The sequence below is a fragment of the Streptococcus cristatus genome, assembly GCF_001588905.1.
GTDB classification, from domain to species: Bacteria; Bacillota; Bacilli; order Lactobacillales; family Streptococcaceae; genus Streptococcus; species Streptococcus cristatus_N.
On record NZ_LAWH01000028.1, the window covers coordinates 128,158 to 151,642 of the forward strand.

General features: G+C 42.4%; 21 protein-coding genes. All 21 read right to left on the bottom strand.

Translation table 11 applies throughout. The features are described from left to right. Positions 1 to 6 precede the first annotated feature (6 nt). The gene (locus tag A0765_RS06255; RefSeq protein WP_062005397.1) at positions 7 to 591 is read right to left on the bottom strand and encodes a uracil-DNA glycosylase family protein; all 585 of its coding nucleotides are present in this window, start codon (positions 589 to 591) and stop codon (positions 7 to 9) included. A 55-nt stretch (positions 592 to 646) separates the two neighbouring features. Then, positions 647 to 2,047 carry a dipeptidase PepV gene (gene pepV, locus A0765_RS06260; RefSeq protein ID WP_062005358.1) on the bottom strand — a complete coding sequence of 467 codons (1,401 nt, stop codon included), beginning with the start codon at positions 2,045 to 2,047 and terminating at the stop codon, positions 647 to 649. Between the two features lie 75 nt (positions 2,048 to 2,122). Further along, positions 2,123 to 2,728, bottom strand: coding sequence for a nitroreductase family protein (locus tag A0765_RS06265; protein WP_048763166.1), 606 nt, complete (start codon positions 2,726 to 2,728; stop codon positions 2,123 to 2,125). A gap of 321 nt (positions 2,729 to 3,049) precedes the next feature. After that, a complete protein-coding gene (gene uvrC, locus A0765_RS06270) occupies positions 3,050 to 4,885 on the bottom strand; it encodes an excinuclease ABC subunit UvrC (RefSeq protein WP_062005361.1) in 1,836 nt (611 codons plus the stop codon). A gap of 111 nt (positions 4,886 to 4,996) precedes the next feature. Next, a complete protein-coding gene (gene hemH / locus A0765_RS06275) occupies positions 4,997 to 6,091 on the bottom strand; it encodes a ferrochelatase (protein ID WP_062005363.1) in 1,095 nt (364 codons plus the stop codon). Between the two features lie 195 nt (positions 6,092 to 6,286). Further along, on the bottom strand, positions 6,287 to 8,740 hold the full coding sequence (locus A0765_RS06280; RefSeq protein ID WP_062005365.1) for a CAP domain-containing protein: 2,454 nt from the start codon (positions 8,738 to 8,740) through the stop codon (positions 6,287 to 6,289). Positions 8,741 to 8,970: 230 nt separating this feature from the next. Then, the gene (locus A0765_RS06285) at positions 8,971 to 12,267 is read right to left on the bottom strand and encodes a pneumococcal-type histidine triad protein (RefSeq protein ID WP_062005368.1); all 3,297 of its coding nucleotides are present in this window, start codon (positions 12,265 to 12,267) and stop codon (positions 8,971 to 8,973) included. Positions 12,268 to 12,275: 8 nt separating this feature from the next. Next, on the bottom strand, positions 12,276 to 13,208 hold the full coding sequence (locus A0765_RS06290) for a metal ABC transporter solute-binding protein, Zn/Mn family (protein WP_062005370.1): 933 nt from the start codon (positions 13,206 to 13,208) through the stop codon (positions 12,276 to 12,278). 260 nt (positions 13,209 to 13,468) lie between these two features. Next, entirely contained in the window at positions 13,469 to 14,200 is a 732-nt protein-coding gene (gene trmD, locus A0765_RS06295) for a tRNA (guanosine(37)-N1)-methyltransferase TrmD (protein ID WP_062005372.1), read from the bottom strand. Then, positions 14,190 to 14,708, bottom strand: a complete 519-nt coding sequence (gene rimM / locus A0765_RS06300; RefSeq protein ID WP_048792002.1) for a ribosome maturation factor RimM — start codon at positions 14,706 to 14,708, stop codon at positions 14,190 to 14,192. Before rimM ends, trmD begins: the two co-directional genes overlap by 11 nt. Positions 14,709 to 14,802: 94 nt before the next feature. Further along, entirely contained in the window at positions 14,803 to 15,165 is a 363-nt protein-coding gene (locus A0765_RS06305) for a TIGR02328 family protein (protein WP_062005374.1), read from the bottom strand. 75 nt (positions 15,166 to 15,240) lie between these two features. After that, the gene (locus tag A0765_RS06310) at positions 15,241 to 15,795 is read right to left on the bottom strand and encodes a GNAT family N-acetyltransferase (RefSeq protein ID WP_062005376.1); all 555 of its coding nucleotides are present in this window, start codon (positions 15,793 to 15,795) and stop codon (positions 15,241 to 15,243) included. Positions 15,796 to 15,961: 166 nt separating this feature from the next. Then, positions 15,962 to 16,627, bottom strand: coding sequence for a potassium channel family protein (locus A0765_RS06315; RefSeq protein WP_062005378.1), 666 nt, complete (start codon positions 16,625 to 16,627; stop codon positions 15,962 to 15,964). A 10-nt stretch (positions 16,628 to 16,637) separates the two neighbouring features. After that, complete coding sequence (locus tag A0765_RS06320; protein ID WP_062005380.1) at positions 16,638 to 17,987, bottom strand: TrkH family potassium uptake protein; 1,350 nt, start codon at positions 17,985 to 17,987, stop codon at positions 16,638 to 16,640. Next, on the bottom strand, positions 17,984 to 18,535 hold the full coding sequence (locus A0765_RS06325; RefSeq protein ID WP_062005382.1) for a putative immunity protein: 552 nt from the start codon (positions 18,533 to 18,535) through the stop codon (positions 17,984 to 17,986). Before A0765_RS06325 ends, A0765_RS06320 begins: the two co-directional genes overlap by 4 nt. Positions 18,536 to 18,968: 433 nt before the next feature. Beyond that, entirely contained in the window at positions 18,969 to 19,208 is a 240-nt protein-coding gene (kphA, locus tag A0765_RS06330) for an RNA-binding protein KphA (RefSeq protein WP_005590445.1), read from the bottom strand. A 19-nt stretch (positions 19,209 to 19,227) separates the two neighbouring features. Beyond that, the gene (gene rpsP, locus A0765_RS06335; protein WP_062005384.1) at positions 19,228 to 19,500 is read right to left on the bottom strand and encodes a 30S ribosomal protein S16; all 273 of its coding nucleotides are present in this window, start codon (positions 19,498 to 19,500) and stop codon (positions 19,228 to 19,230) included. Positions 19,501 to 19,625: 125 nt separating this feature from the next. Beyond that, on the bottom strand, positions 19,626 to 20,312 hold the full coding sequence (gene pynA, locus A0765_RS06340) for a pyrimidine 5'-nucleotidase PynA (protein ID WP_062005386.1): 687 nt from the start codon (positions 20,310 to 20,312) through the stop codon (positions 19,626 to 19,628). Between the two features lie 317 nt (positions 20,313 to 20,629). Next, positions 20,630 to 21,385 (bottom strand): hypothetical protein, encoded by a 756-nt coding sequence (locus A0765_RS06345; RefSeq protein ID WP_062005388.1) that lies wholly within the window; start codon positions 21,383 to 21,385, stop codon positions 20,630 to 20,632. 573 nt (positions 21,386 to 21,958) lie between these two features. Continuing rightward, positions 21,959 to 22,792 (bottom strand): AraC family transcriptional regulator, encoded by an 834-nt coding sequence (locus A0765_RS06350; protein ID WP_062005390.1) that lies wholly within the window; start codon positions 22,790 to 22,792, stop codon positions 21,959 to 21,961. Positions 22,793 to 22,876: 84 nt separating this feature from the next. Next, positions 22,877 to 23,371, bottom strand: coding sequence for a YkgJ family cysteine cluster protein (locus tag A0765_RS06355; RefSeq protein ID WP_048763203.1), 495 nt, complete (start codon positions 23,369 to 23,371; stop codon positions 22,877 to 22,879). Between the last annotated feature and the right edge of the window lie 114 nt (positions 23,372 to 23,485).

The following is a 23,485-nucleotide window of genomic DNA, read 5'->3' on the forward strand; positions in this document are numbered from 1 at the left end:
CCTCCTTTATTGATGGATAATCTTTTGTACCAATGCTTGCAATTCTGGCACCACTTCTGCCTCAAACCAAGGATTTTTCGCCATCCAAATTTGGTTGCGGGGCGATGGGTGTACCAAGGGAAAAAAGTCTGGCAGGTAGTCTTGATAATGCTGGACCGTCTCGCTCAGCTTAACCGTACCTTTTTGATGCAGATAGTATTTCTGTGCATACTGGCCAATCAAGATAGTCAACTCAATATCTGGTAGGAGCTCTAAAATCGGCTGGTGCCATTTGTCTGCAAAGCCCTTGCGAGGCGGTAAATCTCCAGACTTGCCATGCCCTGGGAAATAAAAATCCATGGGCAAAACCGCAAAATATCCAGACTGATAGAAAGTTTCCTCATCAACACCCAACCATTCTCTCAGCCGGTCACCACTCTTGTCCTTCCAGTAAAGCCCCGCCTGCTGGGTTTTCAGCCCTGGTGCCTGGCCAACAATATTAATCCGAGCATTCTTAGGCGCTGCAAAGAGTGGTTTGATCCCCTGCTCTGTGAAAGTTTGATTCTGTGGGTCAGCTATAATGGCCTTGGTAATATCTTCTATTGTCTGCATCATATTTCCTCCCTTGAAAAGAAACTCACCTGGCATAACCAAATGAGTTCTTATTTTATTTGATCAATTCGTAAATGGCTTCAGCATAAATTGCAGCCGCGCGAAAGAGATCTTCAACATCGATAAATTCATTGGCTTGGTGCATAGTGTCGATATAGTCTGGGAACATCGCGCCATAAGCAACACCACGTTTCAAGAGGCGTCCAAAGGTACCACCACCGATAACTTGCTCATGACCCTTCAGTCCAGTTTGTTTTTCATAAACAGCCAGCAAGGTCTGCACCAACGGATCTTCCATCGGTACATAGTGAGGAGTATGTCCATGCTCAGACAAGGTCACTTTGGTAACTGGCAACTGCTCTAACACATTCTGAATGGCTTCTGGACTAGTTCCCTTAGGATAGCGAATATTGAGGGCAATTGTATTGTCAGCCTTGTTTTCGTCAAAGCGGAAAACGCCCGCATTCATTGATAGAGCTCCCATCTTCTCATCCACATGAGCAATCTTCAAGTTCTTACCCTCATGGTCATTTAGGAGAATATTTCCAGCCACATCTAGATAATCCTTAGCTGGGCCAGCAAAGTCAAACTGCGTTAGGAATTTGGCTAAATAGGTTGCACCATTGACACCAGAGTGAGGAGAAGCACCGTGCGCAGACTTACCGATAATGGTCACAGTGACTTGGCCACCAGCTAGTTCTTCATATGTAAAGTCTAGCCCATTTTCCTTGGCAAACTGCTCCAATTTATCAACTAGATTTGGCAAGTGACCTGACAAGACAGCTGTACCAGACTCAGGAACCATGTTTTCCCGCAAACCGCCAGTAAAGCTATGCAGGCGTGCTGCGCCTGCATTTTCACCAGCAAAATGCAGGTACTCTGTGATATTTCCTTTTTCACCATTGATAATCGGGAACTCAGCGTCTGGCGAGAAGCCGAAATCAGGCTCAGGCAGGCCTACATGAGCAAAGTAGTACTCCATATCTTTCCAGCCAGACTCTTCATCTGTCCCCACTACAAAGCGCACGCGCTTAGAAACAGGCAAGCCCAATTCCTTGATGATTTTCAAACCGTAGTAACATGCCATAGTTGGTCCCTTGTCATCACTAGAACCACGAGCATAGAGACGGCCATCCTTAATCGTCGGTGTATAAGGGTCTGTATCCCAACCACTTCCAGCAGGTACCACATCCATATGGGCAAAGATACCCAGTTCTTCTTCTCCTTGACCAAAAGTAAAGTGACCAGCATAATTGTCCACATTTTGAGTCGGATAACCATCACGTTCAGCAATTTCCAAGAACTTATGCAAGGCCTTTACAGGACCAGGTCCAAAAGGATGCTCCTTATCTGCCTTAGAATCATCCCGCTCTGAATTAATTTCTAAAAGGCTGAACAAGTCCGCCAACAGAGCTTCTCTACGTTTTTCAACTTCTGCTTTAAAATCAATTGTCATTTTCTCACCTCTATAAATTACTTTGATTTAAAATGAATATTTTGAATTAAATTACGATTTCTGTTTTTTACTTTATTAACGCTTTTCGATAATCTCATCAACTGGTAAACGATAGCTAGGTTCTAGCTTGTCATCTGTATAACCAACAGTAATCAAGAGTTCTGGACGGAAACGCTCATCAATCTCCAAAACTTCGTTCACTTTTGATTTATCAAATCCCAGGATAATATTTGAGCCAATACCTTGGTCAGTCAAGGCCAAAACAAGGTTCATAGCCACCAAACCTGCATTAAGGGCCAAGTAATCACTCTTTTGTTGGTCATTATAACGAGCAAACTCAGCTGGTAAATTTTGCATGTAAAATTGCAGCTGCTCATCAGAAAAATTTTTTACCCCAGCGACACGCGCGATCTTGCGTGCCCGCTTAGCCAAATCCGTATCTGTAAAGAGGGCAATTGTCACTGGAGCTTCCTTGATTTGCTCTTGGTTGGAGCCAAAGGTAATACCCGCTAAAGCTTCATTTCGCTCACGCACTACTACAAACTTCCAAGGCTGACTATTATGAGCACTTGGTGCCAAGGTCGCAATTTCAATAGCTGTACGGACATCCTTAGGATCCACCGGTTTGTCATTGAAATGCTTAGTCGCATGACGCTTTTTGTTTAATTCAAGAAATTTCATAATTGGTTTCCTTTTCTAATTTCTGTTACTCTTATTTTACCACAAATTGAAAGAGCTTGCAGAGGTTTTTCATGAAGTTGTGCAGTCTTATTTCCCTAGTCCTTTGCCAACGAAATCATACTAGCCTGAACTTCCATAGATTTATCTTTAAATTGTGTCATCATTACATTCCTATTTGTAAAATCTTTACGCAATAAAGCAAATTTTTTCAACTTCAGACGGATTTGATTTTTCTATAGGTATCATGGTTAACTCTCTATTTTGGTTCGCTTCTTTCCCATTATGCCACAAAAGACCGTTTACACGGTCTTGCTTTATATATTAACTATCTAACCCTACCAAAGGCTCCGCCACTTCTAACAAAGGTCGGGATGGCTCTGTTTGATTGAGTTTTGCCTGCACAGCTTCTGCCACTGCTCGCGGCACGCCCACTTCGACGATTTCATCGACACTGGCTTCTTTAATCTTGGTCAGAGATTTGAAATGCTTCATGAGATTTTGCTTGCGTTTTGGCCCCAAGCCTTCGATGCCATCGAGTTGCGATGAGAAGGAATTCTTAGATCGAAGCTGACGGTGGAAGGTAATGGCAAAGCGGTGCACTTCATCTTGGATGCGCTGGAGGAGGAAAAATTCCTGAGAATTACGGGACAGTTCTACGACTTGAAGAGGATCGCCAAAGAGCAATTCATGGGTCTGGTGCTTGTCATTTTTTTGCAGTCCAGCGATGGGAATATCCAGCCCCAACTGGTTCTGGATAACTTCTTTAGCAATATTGACCTGACCTTGTCCACCATCAATGACAATCAAGTCTGGTGGCGTCAGCCCGTCACGAATCACCCGACTATAGCGGCGCTTGATAACTTCTCGCATACTAGCGTAGTCGTCCGGCCCTACCACCGTCTTAATCTTATATTTGCGGTAATCCTTCTTGCTAGGCTTACCATTAACAAAGACCACCATAGCTGATACAGGACTGGTCCCCATGATGTTGGAGTTATCAAAAGACTCGATCCGAACGGGTGTCGGAATGTTGAGGAGCTTCCCTAGATTTTCTATAGCGCCCTGCGTTTTCTCAACGGATTTCTCCAAAAGGTCAAATTTCTGCTGGAGGCTGACCCGAGCATTCTTAATAGCCAGATTGACCAGCTGTTTCTTTTCGCCTCGCTGAGGCTTGACTACTTTGGTATCCACCACGGCCCGGACAGCTTCTTCATCAATGTCTGCTGGAATTAAGATTTCATTGGGCTTGAGATGGGATTTTTCTTGGTAAAACTGGCCAATATAGGTCAGGAAATCCTCGTCGGGATCATTATAATAGGGGAAAAGATTGACATCACGCTCAATCAACTTGCCCTGGCGCACAAAGAAGACCTGCACACACATCCAACCCTTGTCCACATAATAGCCAAAAACATCACGATTCTGCAAATCTTTAGCCATGACCCGCTGCTTGGTGCGCAAGGTGCCAATTGCCTGAATCAGGTCGCGGTATTCAGCCGCCCGTTCAAACTCCATGGCTGCAGCTGTTTTATTCATCTTATCACGTAGCTCATCGATAATCTTGTTGTCCTGCCCTTTCAGAAAATCCGACACTTCCTGAGCCATATTCTTGAAATACTGGCTATCCCTCTTGCAAATCGTATGGGCTTCACATTGCCCTAAGTGATAATAAAAACATACTTTCGCAGGTGGATTCGTACATTTTTTGAATGTAAAAATGCGATCGAGCAGGCGCTTGATTTCATTGGCTGCACCGACATCTGGATAAGGCCCAAAATAAAGACCACCATCCTTTTTGACTTGGCGCGTGATGATCAGACGCGGATAAATCTCGTTAGTAATCTTAATAAAAGGATAGGACTTATCGTCCTTGAGCATGATATTGTACTTGGGCTTATTTTCCTTGATTAGATTGATTTCTAGGAGCAAGGCCTCGATATTAGACTCCGTAACGATAAACTCAAAATCCTCAATCTCGGAAACCAGAGCCTCCGTCTTGGTATCGTGGCTGCCACGAAAATAAGAACGGACCCGATTGCGGAGATTCTTGGCTTTGCCGACATAGATAATAGTACCGTTTTTGTCCTTGTGAATGTAACAGCCGGGACTGGTCGGCAACAGTTCCAGCTTGGATTGAATTAGCTTGTTTGTAGACATATTTTCCAAAACCCTATCTTTTCAATAGAAATTTTTCATTTTCCTAGAACATGCACTTTCCTAACAATTCATGATCATTCCTCGTTGCAAATGTTTATTCCTAGGCTAGACTTACTTTGTTTCTCGCGCCCTTTTTTCTAACATTTTCTTTATAAAATAAGGCATTTTGACATTTTCTCTGCCCTTTTTCTCTATCAATTTTTTGACAAATTCAGGCATCTGAAGTTCTTCTGTTTCGCTTAAGATTTGATTACTTTCGTCTGAAGGGGCCAATTCGTCAAAGGTTGTTTCTTCTGGGTGCATGTATCGAAGCTCTTCTGTTTCATGCTGACGAATAGTTGTCAATAATGCAGCAATCAAACGGGAGTCTGTGTTAGGCATTGGTGGACGATGATAAGCCACACCGAGTTCTTGGCACAATTCCTGACACTCCACATCATTATCAAACAGTACCTCGATATGTTCGCTGATGAAACTGATTGGGACAAAGATATAATGTTGCGGATGGTTCGTTTGATCTCGGAGATATTCTAAAACATCTGGCTTGATCCACGGCAAGCCAATATCGCTTTCGCTCTGCCAGGTATTGGTATATTCAGATAGAGCCAAGCCCAGCCGATGGGCAATCAACTGTGAATTTTCAATAATCTGATCAATATATGGATCTTCAAAATCAAGTGCTAAAACTGGCACACTGTGAGCTGAGAAAATGACCTTAAAACTTTCATCTTTGACTTGCGTTTGCAAGATTTTCCTGATTTCTTCCTCCCAAAAGCGAAGCAAGTCCTCAGCCTGATACCATTCTTTGATAATATGGAATTTAATTGTCTGGCTCGTAATAAATTTTTCATACCCCATAACAGAGTAAAAGGAATAATGCGGTTCTAAAATCAAGCAGATACATTCCTCAATCCCGTCATCCTCCATCTGCTTAATAACATCTGGAATAAAAGGGCGAGAAAATTTATTAGCAAAATAGACAGCATACTCTCCCTTTAAAGCTTCTTTCACCAGCTCAACTTCTGCCCGCGTAATGCGTTGCAGGGGGCTGCCACCAATACGTTGATAATTATCATGAAGATGCTGAATCTCCTGATTAGTAGGCCGCACGCCACGACGGATATTCGTGAAAAATTCTGCAATATCCTCAAAAGTATAGCCCTCTGGCGATCCAAAGGTCATCATTAGAATAGCTTTTTTAGTCATAAGTTCCTCTTTTTGTATAAAATCCTCTGCTATTATAACATGATATACCCTGAAAAGCAGATAAAAGGAATGTTTTCTAGCTAAATTTAAGAATTATTTGAGTATCAAAAACTTTTCTTCCTAAATTTGATTCAATCAAACGAATTCACCAATAAAAAATGAAGTGAGCTGTAACACTCACTTCACTGTTATCTGCTATAAAGTTTTTCTACGGCGATGTTTCACAGCACCTGCGAGAAGAGCTGCACCGAGAGTCATTCCAAGGAAGGCTAATTGTTCCGCTTCCGTTCCTGTATTAGGAAGGACAACTGACTGGCTAGGCGAAGCTTTAGGAGTCGCTGGAGTCGATGTAGCATTAGCATTATTATCAGTTTTTGGCTGAGCTTGAGTAGCTACGTTAGCCAATGTTTCAACCGATGCATCCTTCTCATCTTGAGAAGCTGAACTTGCATTCGAAGTCAGAACCCTTTGACTACCTGCACCTGCTGCAGCAAAATTAAGTCCACCATTTGCCTGATAAGTGGTTGTAGTGGCCGATGCTAGGGCTTGGCGCTCTTCTTTTGGAAGAAGGTCTAGCAAATAATTGTAATTTGCTAGCAATTCATTGTAGACTGTTTGCAAATCAACTAATTTTGCATTCTCAGTCTCAGCAATAGCTTGTTTAGCCTTCAGGTCAGCCTCTGCTGCAGCCAAGTCTTGCTTAGCTTTTTCCAATTGTTGTGGAGCTGTTTTGAGATCTGCAACTTTCTTCTGAGCCGCTGCTACACGATTTTGAGCAGCTACCAATTCAGCTTTAGCTGCTTCTAAGTTCTTATTCTTGTTTTCCTCAGCCGTCTTCAAAGCTGCGAGCTGATTCTTGGCCTCTACTAAGGTTGCCTGAGCTTTTTGTAATTTGGCTTGATATGGAGAAATTGCAGACGCGATTCTTGCTGTCGCTGATTTCAAAACAGCCTTTTTATCTGACAAGTTTTGTTGAGTCAGAGCTAGGGCTTTCTCAGCAGCTTCAAGATTCTGTTTAGCTTTTACAACAGCAGCCGCACGATTTTTCTGTGCTTTGTATGAATCTGTCAACTGATTATTTAAAAGATTCAAGCTAGACTCTTGGCTAACTTTCTGAGCTTGTAACTCTGCCAAGCGATTCTTCAAGGCTGTCACATTAGCACTTGAAGCAGCCCCACGACTACCGCCACTGCGAAGAAGTTTCTCCATCGCTTCAACTGTTAGCAGTGTGCCATTATTAACCCTTTGATTGAAATTCCGAACATTATGGAATCCAACTTCTGAAGTTCCGTATGGAGTTCCAAACTGATTTGGATGAGTGTCATAGGCAGCAGAGATAGCATTGGCCTTGTTATCCATCATTTGGACATAGTGACCAATTTGCGCAAAGACGTTAGGCCCCACCTTCATATAAATGTCATTAGCATCTAGTTGTCTTTCATCAGTTGGCAGGCCGTATTGAGCAGCAATCTTCTGATACAGAGCCTTTTCACTATGCCAGAAATTAACCGCACCTTGAGGATTGAAGCTGATGGCCACGTTTTCATTGCCAATCAGCTTGCCCATGTGCCAGTTAGCCTTTTCAAAGTACAAGGTCTGAATTTGGCTGGCAACATTAGCATATGGATCCACCAAAAGCTCTGGGAGACCCGCATTACGACGGTAAGCATTGATAGCCTTAACCAATTCCAAAGCCTGCAAGTTATTTTCCAAGCTGGCTGGGCTAGATGGATCTGAACCAACCGTGATCTTGAATTCATTCTGACCACGTTTGTAAAGAGCTAAAGCATCAGCTGCAGCATTTCTTACAGCTTCATTGTTCGAATTATTTCGAAGATTCTCTAAGAATTGCGAATAGGTCGTATTCCGTAAATCAACCGGTGCTGTACTTGCATTTTTCTGTTCATGCACCAACTCTGTATTTGTTGCAGCAATCAATTGCTTAGTCTGCTCTAACTTAGCCTGAGTTTGATTGATTTTGTTTTGGATTTCTGCTTGATTTTGTGGCGCAGCAGTTGCTTCTTGTTCTGCTTTTGCTAGTTCATTTTTAGCATGCTCCACAGCTGTTTGAGCTTGATTTTCCTGATTTTTAGCAGTTTCCACAGCTGCAGTTTCAGCATGAACTGGTTCTTTGGCTTTGTTTAGCTCAGATTCTGCCACATCCACCAATGATTGCTGGCCAGCAATTGTATTTTCTTGGTCTTTAACTGCCTGACTTGCTTCTTGTACAGCAGTTTCTGCTTCTTTGACAGTTTCTGATTTTGCTGTTACTTCTTCTTCAGCTTTTTTAACACTGGTCTCTGCTTGAGAAATGTTTTCTTCAGTTGCTGCCTTTTCATTTTCAGTAGCTGTAGCTACTTTCTCTTGAGCCTCTGAAACTGCAGCTTTAGCTCCTTCAAGGTCTGCTTCAGCTTTCTTAGCTTGCTCTTGTTGCTGATTTACATTTTTCTTGGCAGCATCTGCTTTTTCCTTCGCTTCTGCTACATCCGCTGTCGTAATTGGTTTCTCGGTAACTGCTGTTGCCTTTGGTTTCGTAGCCGTTGACTCAACGAGTTCATCCGCTTTGACCTGATGGCTAAGCGCACCAGAAATAATCGTTGTCGCTGCAATGCCAGTTGCTACAACGGATTTACCAATTTTCTTGTCCATAGACATCTCCTTCTAATAGCACATGTATCATTTTACAATCAGTCCTATGCTATAATACTAACATAAAATGACTGGTTAAACCAGTCAAAACCATATCATTTAAATAGAAATTCTATTACAATTGTATGACAAAAATCGAACGCTCCATCCTAATAAAGTAGAAATAGAGCGGATTTAAAGCATTTTTCGCCTCTTCCGCTCCTTATTTCCATTTATTTAGAAAAATTTCTTTACTGCTTATTTGCTTCTGATGTCACTTGACTTTCGGTCTCTTTTTCTGAAGGAGCTGCTGAATTTGATTTTTCTACTTCAGGAGTGGCTGGTGAGCTTGACTCTTCCACCGTCTCTTTAGGAGCCTCGCTCATTTTTTCTTCTTTAGTCTCCTCAGCCGGAATGGCCTCCGTCTCAGTTTTAGCTTCAGTCGGAGCAGGCTTGTTGGCTTGAAGCTGATTAAAGAACGCTTCTGCTTCGGCTAGCAAAGCTGCTTTGTCCAAACTCGGATCGGATAATTTATCCAATAAACCATCTATCTTGGCAAATTGCTCATCTGTCCCCTGTTGTTCCTCAAGCATCTTGTGGGCAGACATCAGCAAATTGTAAATTTTCAGATAGGTCTCTTTATCCTTGAGCGCTGCAGATGCTTGCTGTTCTTTTAAGGTTTCAACGATTTGAGTCAAGAGCGTTTTCGTTTCTGCTAAGATTATTTCTCTATCTTTGCGAGATTCTTGCAAATCAGTTCGAAGTGCTGCGAGTTGCTTTTGATAATTTTCTTGCACAGTCGAATCCGTTACTTTTTCCAAAAGTTCTTGCCCTTTTTGGAAGAGAGCTTGGAGAGTTGCTTCTGAGATTTCCTCTGTAGGCTGCGGTGCAAATTCTCCGTACAATTCTTTCAAGAAACCATAGATAGCCGTCTTATAATTGTGATCGTCCAGTTTTTCGGTATCCAGAACCGTTTTATCCTTGGCTGAAGCTGCCTCGCCACTTGCCAGAGCCTTATCAACTTCGAGCTTGGTTTGATAGAGTTCCAAGAAAAGAGCTTTCAGGTCGACCGCTTCGATAAAGGCCTGAGATTTATAAAGCTTGAGCGTCAAATCAGCAACTTTCTTCCGAAGTTCTGGCTGCAAACGAGCATCATCAACCGCAAGATAGAAAGCTTTGAGATACTCAACGGAGGTCACTCCTGTCCGATCTTGATAATCTTGCAGACTTGCCAATAGCTGCTCAATCTCAGCCATCTTAGCTTCATTTTTTTCTACCTTAGCCGTCTGCAATTCACTGAGCAAGCTGGTTTTATTCACATTGTAGCTGTCCGTTTCCAAACGTTTGATTTTGTCAACCAATTCTTGATATTTTTTATCAACTTCGGTCAGCTCTTCCGTTTTCGCTTTTTCATCAACATGAATGTAGTGCTTATCAAATTGATCTAGACTTGCCAAATATCCCTCTGTTGAGTTGCTTGGCAATTGCTTCATGGTTTCTACAAAATTACCGAGAGCTAGCTCGATTCGACGTTGCATAAGCAAGTCTTTATCATAAATGCTTCGGCTAGCTGCTAACAGGGCATCCACCTTTTCAAGAACGGCCTTTTCATCATAAGCTCCTGCTTGATAAGCTGATTGCAAAGCTGGAATTTTATTCTTCAAGCCTAGATTCAGCCCTTTGGATTGAACACGGATGTAGTGGTTGTGATCGCCATGCGGTATGACAAACTGACCATTTTCAACCTGAATACTGTATGGAGACAGACCTGAACGCAGGGCTGTTGTATAAAGCTCGTTTAGGAAGTCCAGCTCTGGATTTCCAGTTTCTAAAGGAATCCGAACATGCTCTTTTCGAACAGCATAGGGGTGGATATGGGTCGGATCGTAGTCTTGATCCGGATTATTAAAGACAAAGAAGCCTTTTGAAATCTTAATCGCTTCACGCGGTACGCCATAAGTCTTGGAAATATAAGCGATTTTCTCTTCGTCACTGGCGTCACGAGAAAAACGGTCATATTCTTTGCTGACTTGACTGGACTGACTTAAATCTTTGTGCTTAGCCAGATTGTCTTCTGCCGCTGCAATCTGATCTTTGGTCAAATCTTTTTTGAAGAAATAATGTGCATGCCCGCCGTGTTGGACAACGTAACCTTCCTCATCTTTTGAGATGACATGTTCAGCATGGAAACCATGATCGTGCTCATCTTTATCAGCTGGTTTGGCTGGCTGACTTGGATTTGCTGGTTGACTAGGCTGGCTTGGTGTACTTGCAGTAGCCTTAGGATAAGTCTTCTGACCAGCAACAGGAATGTTCCGAGCTATTTCTTCCTCTAGGGCAGACAGTTTGCTATAAGGGATAAAGTGGTAGTGATTTCCATGTGGAATAGCCACTCCTTCTGCGGTCCGTCTAACGATTTTGCTTGGATCAAAGACAAGACCATCTTTTTCAACATAGCGTTTTTCTTTTGGTGTACGATAGAGTTTCTCAAGTAAGGTTTGGTAACTTGATAGTGAATCTTCTGCTTTTTCAGCTGGTTTAGCTCCGAGCCCGGCATCTGATTGGGCAGGTTTGGACGCTTGAGCTGGCTTAGCAGTCTGTCCCTTGTCAGCTTGATGAGCTGGCTTAGTCGCAGTTCCTGCATGTTGATTTTCTGATGCTTTAGCTGTAGGAGCAGAAGCCACTCCTCCTGTATTTGGATTTTCAGCTGGAGTAGCTGCTTGCTTGCCTCGCTGCAAGGAATCCCAATAGGCTTGGGCAGCCGCTAACTCACCCGGCGACAGATCACTTTTTGGAATATAATGCATATGACCGCCATGTGGCACAAGGAAGCCATCTCCTGTATCCGAAATCACATCAGATGGACTGAAAACATAGCCGTCATCTGTTGTATAGGCGCCATTGCTCCGACTCGATGCAGTGCCTTCTGCTTGATAGGTCCTCTTTCCTGCAGCATAAGCGGCACTTGGACGACTGAAGTCTTGCGTTTTTCTGCTAACAGTTTGGGTAGATTTAGCTTCTGAACCGCCTTCTCCTTCTTCCTTGCTAGGATGGATTTGTCTTTGCCGTGCAATTTCATCAACAGAACGAACATTGCTAGTTTCTTTGGCATTGGTCAGATAGAGGTAATATTTTCCTGCAACCTTGATAATATAGCCATCTTTCACTTGGTTGACAATATCTGATTCTTGCAATTGATAATTTGGATCCCGCATAATCAACTCTTCACTTAGAATTGCATCAAAGGGAACCTTGCCGTTATAGTAATGATAGTGGTCACCATGTGAAGTCACATAGCCTTGGTCCGTAATCTTGACAACGATCTGCTCAGCAGTAATGCCTTCTTTAGCCTGAATCTGCTCAGGTGTCAATTTCTCGGCTTTTTGAGATTTATTGTCCTGCTTATTTGCAGATTTCTTTTCTACATAAGCCACTCGATTTGTTGCTTGTTCTTGTGGCTTATCTGCTTGATACTGCATAATCGCATAGCCGCACACACCTAGTGTAGCTAGTGCCGCAACTGAACTAATAATATATGTCTTTTTCATACATCACCTCATTGTTTTAATTCTTTGGCTAAAATTTCCAAATTATCTTCTAAATTTTCGAGATAAGTCTTATCATTTTCAGGATCTGCTTCGAGAGGATTTAGCATCTTTAGGTTGACTCCTGTTGCCTTCTTTAAGGTCTCGGCCAACTTAGAAGAAGCATTGCTCTCGACAAAAATCGTCTTGACGTTATAGGTCTTGATAAAGTCTTGTATCTCCGTCAACTGTCTTGGACTAGGCTCTTGGTCTGGAGAAATCCCTGAAATCCCTAGTTGCTTGAGACCGAAACGTTTGGCCAGATAAGAAAAGGCCGTATGCTGGGTCACAAAAGTTTTTTCATCTAGCCCACTAAAGACTCCTTGATATTTTTGGCTCAGGGCCTTTGACTTCTCTGCAAATTTTTGAGCATTCTTCTGATAGGTATCCGCGTTTTTACTATCTAGCTTGGACAATTCTTGAGCGATGATCTGCGCTTCTTCAGCCACTTTTTCAGGATCTAGCCAAGTATGTGGATCATATAGCGTCTTTTCATCAATCCCTTCCTCAGCAGACACTTCTTCTAAGCCGACCACCTTGTCCAACTGCATCCCGTTGCTGGCTTCTACGACCGATACTTTAGACTTTTGTAAACTAGGATCCAGACTACCAGCCCAAGACTCCAAAGTCCGTGAATGATACACAAAGACATCTGCTTCATAAATAGCCGCTACATCGCTGGCTGATGGCTCAAATTCATGAATCCCTGCGCCTGACTGAATCATCCGGACATCATTCAAATCTCCTGAGACCTCTTTTACCATCGAATAAATCGGGTAAAAACTCGTGACAATATTGAGCCCGCGTTTGCTGCCAGCACCACTTGCTTCCTTTTTACCACAAGCGGCAAGGCCAAAGCCCAGTAAGATTAGACTTAAAGCTATCAAAACTTTTTTGATTTTCATTTCAACTCCTTAACCAGTTTAGCAATCATTCAAAGAAATAACTATTTTCAAAACATTCTTTCCCAAGAATTGCTTTCAAAAATAGCTTGATTTGTTAACCGGTTTATTAACTAGTTAAGATAATACTCCTTTTTATTTTTTCTGTCAAGAAGGAAGTTTGAATTTTTTCAAAAATTTTCCAGCTCTTTATCCAAATAAAAAAAGCCACAAACGTGGCTTTGAGAAATCGATATCTAAATTTTGCTATTTTATAGAAAGGACTAGTGTTCACTATCTCTACTATTGGCTCGAATTTCTTCCAACATTTTGGCTTCTTCGGCTGTACATTCATAGTTTTCCAGCAAGTCTGGACGACGCTCATAGGTTTTTTTCAGACTTTCATAAAGACGCCACTTGCGGATATTCTCGTGGTGCCCACTCATGAGCACTTCCGGAACGACCATGCCCCGATAGTCATAAGGACGAGTGTATTGAGGATACTCCAAGAGTCCAGACGAAAAGCTGTCATCCGTGTGACTGACTTCCTTGCCAATAACCTCTGGAATCAGGCGAACTGTTGCATCAATCATGGTCATAGCCGCCAATTCTCCTCCGGTCAGGACATAGTCACCCAGCGAGATCTCATCTGTCACTAAAGTCTTGATCCGCTCATCATAGCCTTCGTAATGGCCACAGATGAAGATGAGTTCCTCTTCCTTGGCCAGCTCCTCAGCATAGGCTTGGTCGAAGGTACGTCCGGCAGGATCCAGCAAAATCACGCGCGGCCGCTTCTTCTCAATGGCATCATAGGCATCAAAAATTGGCTGAGCCCGCAGCAGCATGCCCTGACCGCCACCATAAGGCTCGTCATCCACATGCCGAGATTTTTCCGCATTTTCTCGGAAATTATGGTAATTGATTTCCAAGAGGCCTTTTTCTCGCGCTTTGCCCACAATCGAGTGCTCCAAGGGCGCAAACATCTCCGGAAAGAGGGTCAAAATATCAATCTTCATCGTCCAGTCCTTCCGGTATCTCTACATCAACCCGACCTTGCTCGATGTCAATTCCCAGCACCACCGGCGGAATGTAAGGCAGCAGCAAATCACGCTTGCCTTTTCGCTTGACCACCCAAACATCATTAGCGCCTGGCTGGAGAATTTCCTTAATCGTACCTAGCAGAACATCATTTTCATAGACTTCAAGGCCAATGATTTCATGGTAGTAAAACTCGCCATCTTCCAAATCAGATAAGTCTTCTTCGGCTACTTTCAGACTAAAGTCACGAAATTTCTCGATGTCATTGATATGATACATGCCCTTGAACTTGATGATATCAAAGTTCTTGGCCTTGCGGTGGCTGGCAATTTCCACGTCCATGACAAACTGGTCTTTCTTATCGAAAAGAGCCAGTTTATTGCCTTTTTTAAAACGCTCTTCCGCAAAATCTGTCACTGATAAAACCCGCATCTCACCTTGCAGCCCCTGGGTATTGACGATTTTCCCAACATTAAAATAATTCATTTTTACTCCAGTTAATCTTTTTACTATTCGTTTTATTGTATCATTTTGCTGGCTTTTTCTCAAGGCAGGCAGCTGGATCAGACAGCGGAAAAGCCTATAAGTCAATGCCTTTTTCTTTGAGATTTTGCAGGCATTCCTCATAGTAAGCCGCATTATGCTCGGGGTAAATAGGGCTCGCCACAGCCATTTCTTCCAGATGCACATAGGCTGGACAAGTCTTGCCACGATAGTCCCGCTCCAGCCACTCTGGAGACACACGATAACCTCGCTTGCTCATCTCCTCCATAATCAGCTCATGGTAGCAATAAAGCAAGTAAGGAGAGTGAGTAAAAACATAGTCAACGGTCGCATGTTTCTTGCCCCAGCCATTGCCACGAAGAGCGCAGCATTCCCGATGCTGACCAAGCAGTTGCGGACGGGGAAGCTTGGGAATCAGTGCTTGATGCCAGAGTCTCATTCTAACCTCCATTTAGTAAAAATAAAGCAATCTTTTGTTGCTCCAAATAGCCTTTGACCACTATAAAACTTCATTTTAATAATCGCTGAAACGTCTATGTTTGATTTCAAAGTCGAAATAATTCTCTTCCTGAAGTCGGTGGAATATGTCCCGATAGGCCTCTTCGTCAAAAGATTCCCCTCGATAAAGGATTTCAAAGCTAAGATCCTCATATTCCAGAAAGGCATTGGCTGACCGGAAGCCCTTGCTTTGATAGAAATCCCAGCGAGCTTGACGCTGCTCAAGATTGTCACAGGGCTCATCAAGGCGCTCGATTTCTAAAAGCATGGTTCGCTGATAAAAATTGACCAGCTTTTCAATGATTTCACCGCCATAGCCATGGCTGCGCAGGTGAGGCATAATCGCAAAGAAACTAACATAAAAGGCTTGATCGTTGGAAATGGCAAAGGCAAAACCAACAAACTCCTTTTCATGATAAAAGGCGAAAAAATTAGCATCTTCCTGATCCTCATATCGTAAAAATTCACTGAGCGGTATCCTTTCCTCTTCTGGGAAAGCTTCATTATTCAAGGCTTCTACCTTATCCAAATCTGGAAAATCTGCTGTAATGATCTGGCTGGTTAAGCTCATAAAATCACTCCTTTTCTAGTGATAGTATAACAAATTTTACAACTGGGTTCAAAAAAGAGCCCTGAAAGAGCTCTTAGGTATCCATTTTTTATTCACATATAGTCAGATACTGAATTCCTAGAAAGTGCCAATCGGACTTTCCAGAGAAGAGGTCTTCTCCTAGATCCTACTTAACTATTTCACGTAATTTATCCAAATGCTGGTTATCCGTCACAGCCATAATGCTGACTCCTGCTGGCCAGACAAAGTCTGGAGTAAACTGACTTTCCAAAGGCTGATTTTTTGTCAGACGATAGCCGATGATATTGAGATGATACAGCCTACGAGCGTCTACTTCACGGACTGTTTTCCCAACCCAGCTAGCAGGCAACTCAAACTCAGCCACGACTACATCGTCATCCAGCTGGAAAACCTCAATCGAATGGTTAAAGAGAATGGTCTTAGCCAATGAAATGCCAGCCTCCACTTCAGGCAGGATAACCAAATCAGCTCCCACCTTTTCCAGCACCTGCTGGGTTACTTCATCCTTGACCTTGGCAATGACATTTTTAACGCCCAAAGCCCTACAGTGCATGACCGCTAGAACACTGGATTCCAGACTTTCTCCAGTCGCCACGACGACCGTATCACAGGAACCAACGTCTGCCGCCTCCAAAAGCTCCATATCAGTAATGTCCCCGATCACACCGACGGCAATCATGTCTTCATACTGATTGATTGTCTCTTCGTGATTATCAATCGCAATGATTTCTACATCTTGAGAAATCAAGGCCTCAATGATACTCTGTCCAAAAATCCCTAAGCCGAGGATTCCAACTGTTTGATTTGCCATTTCTTTTCTCCTATCCAATCATAATGTCCGCCTTGCTGTAGTGCAAGGTAGTCGCCTTCTTCGGTTGATAATGGCTGAGACTGACCATAAGAGTCAGCGGCCCCACCCGTCCAATAAACATCAGCAACATAATCACAACCATACCAGCTGTATTGAGGCTGGTAGTGATATTGGCCGTGACACCAACTGTAGCCAATGCCGACACAGTCTCAAATATCAGGTAAATAAAACGATGACTGCTATCGGTCACTAGCCCAAGAGCCAAAAGACCAAGCAGAAATGTCAGCTGAAAAATCACTGTCACACCAAAAGCCTTCTGCACCAGCTGAGGAGCCAGTGTTCTCCGACCGATATTAGTATGAGGCAAGCCCAGAATTTCCTTACGGGCGAACAGCAAAAGAACTAAGAAGGTCGTAATTTTCAGACCACCCGCTGTACCACCCGGAGCTCCTCCTAGAAACATCTGGAGCAGATAGATAAACAGGGTTACTGGACGAGCAGCCGTATAATCGATGGAAGCAAAGCCAGCTGTTCTCATACTGACTGTCTGGAAAAAGCTGACCAATAGCTTATCGCCAAAGGAAAGATTGCCAATCGTTCCAGGATTATTATACTCCGTCCAGAGACTCGTGACCGTCCCAAAAACGAGGAGACTAACAGTCAGAAGCAAGACTACCTTGGTATGAAAGTGCAGCCCCTTCTGTTTTCCTCCTAATTTGGTCGCCAAGTCAAACCAGACCATAAAACCAAGTCCGCCAGTAATGATGAGGAGAGCCAAGGTGATATTGACCAAAACATCTGTCTGCAAGCCTAGTAGGCTATCATTGCCAAAATTATCAAATCCTGCATTACAAAATGCAGAAATAGCTAAAAAGATAGAATTAAAAATCCCTTTTCCTAGGCCAAACTTAGGAATGAAGCGAATCATAAGAAGGAGAGCGCCCAGTCCTTCGATAGTAAAGGTCGTGATAAAAATCGAACGGACAAATTGACCCAAGGTACGATTGTGACCATAACTAAAACTATCTCGCAGAATGCGGCGATCCTTGAGGCTGAGCTTTTTCCGACTTTCCATGGTGAAAAATCCGATAAAGGTCAGGATTCCCAAACCACCAATCTGAATCAGCAGCATGCAAAGGAGCTGCCCCCAGACATTGTATGTATCTACAACCGATCGTGTAAAAAGACCTGTCACACAGACCATGGAGACAGCCGTAAAAAGATGATCCAGATAGCCCGCTTGGGAACTTTCCGTCTGCACCCAAGGCAGACTGAGTAGCAAGGAACCACAGAATATCACCAGAAGAAAAGACAAGATAATCTTTTGCGCTGGTGACAAGCGTGAAAATAAATGCTTCATAAAGTTTCCTTTCTTGATCTAGTAAAAACAGAGGCCAGCTTTATCTGTCTCTCTCTTTCCCTGACAGCCCGCTTCAAATCATCTGGACTCTGCAAGTTTCTGACTTTGATGGCATAATCCGCTGCGACGATAGCATGTCCCCTCATATGAGCCGTCGCAACTGCTTGGGCAAAGACACGCGCAGCATATTTACCGATTTGTGATTGAGCTTGCTGAGACAGTTTATTAGCCAAGAAACCAGCCTTTCTTAGTTCATAGGCAGATGCCCTCCCATCAAGTCGAGCTTGAAAAACCTCTCTTACCTGAGTCAAAATCTTCTGCTTTTCAAACTCATCTTCCATATCTATCAGAGCTATAAAGCTTGACGCCATTTTCATAGCCCATCGAGCCAGTTGCTTCTGAGGAAGCTGCTCCAAAACAAGCTCCAATTCCAGTCTCTTCTCACTATCATCTAGAATTTTCAGCTTGTAAGGGCTCGGTAAAATCACTTGGTCATTCTCATAACACTTGCGCTCACGGGCATTCCAAGCATAATCTTCTGGCTTCATGTGTCCTCCCGTTTCGAGTTTATTTGAATTCGAGTGTAGATTTGCGTTTGTCTTAACTGAGATACTTGGTTCTCGCAGAGCTCGAACTGCATCAATGGCCCTAAATTCAACTACGCCTAACGGCTTGTTTTATTAAGGATAATAAGGAACGTAGTTCTCGCAAAGCTCGAACTGCATCAATGGCCCTAAATTCAACTACGTCTAACGGCTTGTTTTATTAAGGATAATAAGGAACGTAGTTCTCGTGAATCTCGAACTGCATCAATGGCCCTAAATTCGACTGCGCCTAACGGCTTGTTTCATTAAGGAGAATAAAAGGAACGTAGTTCCCGCAGATCTCGAACTGCATCAATTTCTCTAACCTCACTTGCGTGCTAGGCACTCAGTTCGCTAAGAGAAATAGAAAAAACGGGACACATGGCCCCGCTGCTTCTCATTTCTCATCAATAACGATGCGAACTTTTTTGTACTCGGTTGGGACAGAGTAAACAATCGTCCTTATAGCGGAGATAGTACGACCTTTACGACCGATCACACGTCCAACATCGCTTGGATCAAGATCAAGATGATACTCTAAAAACTCAGGCGTATCTTCAATCTTGATAGTTAAGGCATCTGGCTGTGAAATCAAAGGTTTCACTATCGCAATAATGAGATTTTCAATCGTGTCCATATATCAACCTGCACTTCTATTAATTAGAGTATTTTGAATCGTGGAATTTCTTCAAAACACCAGCTTTTGAAAGAATGTTGCGAACTGTATCTGAAGGTTGAGCTCCATCAGCCAACCATGCAAGAACGCGATCTTCTTTCAAAGTCACTTGGTTTTCTTCAACAAGTGGGTTGTAAGTTCCAACTGTTTCGATGAAACGTCCGTCACGTGGTGAACGTGAATCTGCAACGTTGATACGGTAGAAAGGTTTTTTCTTAGAACCCATACGAGTCAAACGGATTTTTACTGCCATTTTTAAAATTTCTCTTTTCTTATTTTTTTATTTCGGTGAAATAGCTGAGCTATTTAGCACATGTTCTATTATAGCAGATTAAAAACAGCTGTCAAGTTTTTTTCTTGACAGACTTAAAAATTTTTTCAAAGCAGTAATTTTTTAATTTCTTCATAGGAAGATACCGTATAAGTCGGCTGCGCACTGCTATTGTTCATCAGCTGCTTGGGATTGTACCAGATAGAGGCCAGTCCGGCATTATTAGCGCCAGCAATATCTGCAGTCAAAGAATCTCCAATCATCAAAGCCTGAGACAGGTAAAAATCTGGTATCTGCTCTGCTATTTTTTTATAAAACAAAGCTTCGGGCTTCTGAGTCCCCATCTTTTCCGAGATAAAAATATGATTAAAATAAGGAGAAATGTCGGAATTGGCCATGCGGCCGGTCTGAATAGCCGTGATGCCATTGGTCGCTCCGTAAATCTCATAATCAGCTGCTGTCAGACTGTCCAAAAGCTCGCTAGCACCAGCGTAGGTTTGTCCTTGCTGAGCAATGTGCTGCTGATAGAGAAGGGCCAACTCGGATCCATCCTTCTCAATGCCAAAATGAGCAAAAAGACGAGAAAAGCGAGTGTTGACCAGCTCTGGCTTGGTGATTTTCCCCTGCTCCAGATCGCGCCAAAGCCCCTTGTTCATGGGAATATAATAGTCTTTGTAGGTCTGAATCTCCCTTACGCCCTGCTCCTCCAAAAAATGAGTCAGGGCGATGTTTTCTGCCGTATCAAAATCCAGCAATGTATGGTCAAGGTCGAAAAGTAGAAATTTGTATGGCAAGGTTGGAATCCTTTCTATAACTGTAGTAGGTTTATTATATCATACTGTACCTAGCAGTCCAATAACCAAAGTAACCTCTAAGCTCAACTAAAAAAGTAACCTCAAAGGCGCTTTTTAGGCTCTAATTAAACCAATCAAATACCAACCTTTGGATTTTTTAACTTTGGCAACTTTAAGAAATGAATCTTTCTCACTCTGAACATAAAAAAGGAGAGGACGTCAATTATCCTCTACAGATTTTAAAATTTCATTAATCCACTACAGTTGACAAAGATATCTAACTTTTGGGATTTAGGTCATCTTTTGGAAAGTCTCTATTATAATAAATTGCGAATTTTTTCTTTTATAAATGCGTTAAGAGAATAGTGTTTATCAAGATATTCTAGGAGTGCCTGAGCAGATTCAGAGATTCGTTCGTAACCTTGCAAAAAGTAGGGTAATTGTTTGGCCTCATTTGGATAACCTTTTTCAAATCGTCTGTTGCTGTTAAAAATATCTATAAAATCAGATTTAGAAGTTTTTTCCAAATTGATTAATTCAGTCCAAAGCTTGACGGATCTGTTTTGGATGAAATCATAAGCAGCTAATTTTTCGCCTCGTTGATAGCGACCTAGTCCTATATATAGATTGCATAAAATTTCTCCCAACAGCCATTCACGGTCTCTATTTTCTTTTGATGGCAATCTTTGTGGTTGGCAGATTGTTCCATCAAAACCGACCTCCTTCCAGATAATCTTGCCTTCAGCGAAGGGAATGTTTACTAGTTCATGAGCTTCAAAGACAGCAAATTCACAAAAAACATCATCTTCAAATAGAACTTTATGTCCATCCACTGTATTTTGGTAGTGAAATGCAATTGGTTCTAGCTTACTTAACCAGGTTAGGTCCTGGATATAGGCATGCTTGTAGCCATCTTTTACTATAACAAAGAAGTCCAAATCCGAGTACTGATCCAATCGTTCTCTTTCTGCTCCGCAAGAACCAAGTACCAGCAAAGCTAGTGCTTGTCTAGAATCTTTTAGAGACTGACCAATATCATCTAGTCTTTGTAACAGTAATTCTGTTTTATTCATATCGTTACCTCATTATTTCTTGTTTACAGACATTATATAGTTAATGTTTTCGAAAGTCAATTTCATCCAACACCAGACACATACCAATATAATATGGTGTTTTTCCGGTATTTTTTTGTTATGATAAATTGAATCATTTTACGGAGGTTTTCTCATGTTATCAAGAGTTGAAAAATTTGAAGTAGTCTTTGATTAATTAGAAAGTGGTTCTTATCTTTAAAAAGATTAAATGATTTGGAAAATATTTGAGAAGGAAAAATATATCGACTTAACCATCAATTTGAAAACGGTAAGATCTTCCCTCAAACGATGAAAATATAAATACGACCGCTCGAAGAATGGCTAATTTACCTAATTAGGCATGAAACAATCATTGCAAAATATATTTTTAAAATTACCCATAAAATGATGAGTTGAAGCGAGTTATTCAAAGTCATATGTATTGCTGATATTTAAAAGAGCGATCTGAGACTCAATCTATATATAAAATTAGGACTGCTAAGTAAAGTGCGGACATTATACCACAAGCCATAAAAAAACCAGCCCCTCAAAAATGAACGGCTGATTTCTAATCTATTTCACCACTGGTACCCAGAGTTCCATTTGGTAGTCTGGGGAGGACATGTCACCCTTGCTGTATACTTCAAAATCTGGCGCTCCTGAGTGGCGATAGCCAGTTTCTGGGAAAAAGACTTCCAATACATATTTCCAAGCATGGTGGATGCTGGCTGGTATAGCCCCCTTGACTGGTACGATGGCATATTCAGCTTCTGCGATTTCTTTGATTGACAGACCTAGTTCTTCTGCTTTCGCTTTATCCGCGACATCATAAGCGGCCATATAGTTGATGATTTCGCCTTCTTTGACATCCGAGCAGAGGCCAAAGGATTGGCCACTGCCCATACTTTCTAAGCTTTCAAAGCTGTGATTTGCATAGAGCTGCTCCCAAGCAGATGGGCACTGTCTATTGTCGATAGCTTCCAATAGGACGCCTGCCACGGTAAAAGCAGGTTTCTTTTGAATCTTGATATCCATGTTTTTTCCTCCTGTAATCTTTAAGGATAATTGAAGTCTAGGAAAGACCCGATAAGGTTTTCCATTTCGAACTTCTGAGGGAGTCGCACCATGGAATTTCTTGAAGGCTGCGCTAAAGGCATCGGCAGACTCATAGCCGTATTTCATCGCTATGTCAATGACTTTCTCAGAGCTTTCCCGCAAGTCTGTCACAGCTTCTGACAGCCTGCGATTGCGCAAGTATTCTGCTAAAGTCATATCTGCTAGAATAGAAAAGAGCCTGCTAAAGAGAGCATAAGAATAGCCTGACAGCTGCTGGAATTGCTGCAAATCCACTTCTGCGTCTAACTTGCTTTCCAGATATTCCATGGTTCGATTGAATTGATGCATCATATTCTTTTTCACCTCTTGACTATAGTCTAACAGATATAAGATACTTCTGCCCTAGAATTTTTGTACAAGATTTAGAGGGGGATTCTACAACCTATCCCGCAGCTTCTCCACAAAGAGATAAGCCGCTGGACAGGTCAGGGTATTCTTAATCGTCAAATGGTTGATTTGATGGATCTTTTTTCGGTCTGTATGGGGAAACTCACGGCAGGCCTTGGGACGGACATCGTAGATCGAGCAGAGATTGTCTCCACCTAAAAAAGGACAAGGCATGGCCTTGAAGACCTTGTCACCGTCTTCGTCCACCTGAAGAAACTCCTCTTCAAAAGCCGGCAGCTTCATCTTGAAGTACTTGGCAATGCGAACAATATCGGCTTCCTTAAAGTCTGGTCCCAGAGTTTTACAGCAATTGGCACAGGCTGTGCAGTCAATCTCCTCAAAGACCTCATCATGGATTTGCTGGGCAATCTTATCGAGATTTTTTGGTGGCTTTTTCTTTAGATTGGCTAAAAATTTTCGATGCTCTTTCTGCTTCTGCAGGGCTAGCTGATGGTACTTTTCAAGGTCAATTTCTTGAGTCATAAACTACTTTCTAATCAATTAATTTTCGTTAGCATTATATCATAAATCTCAAAAAAATGAGACTAGGACAAAAGTCCTAGCCTCTCAATTGTCTTTGGATTGTCGAGCAAGACG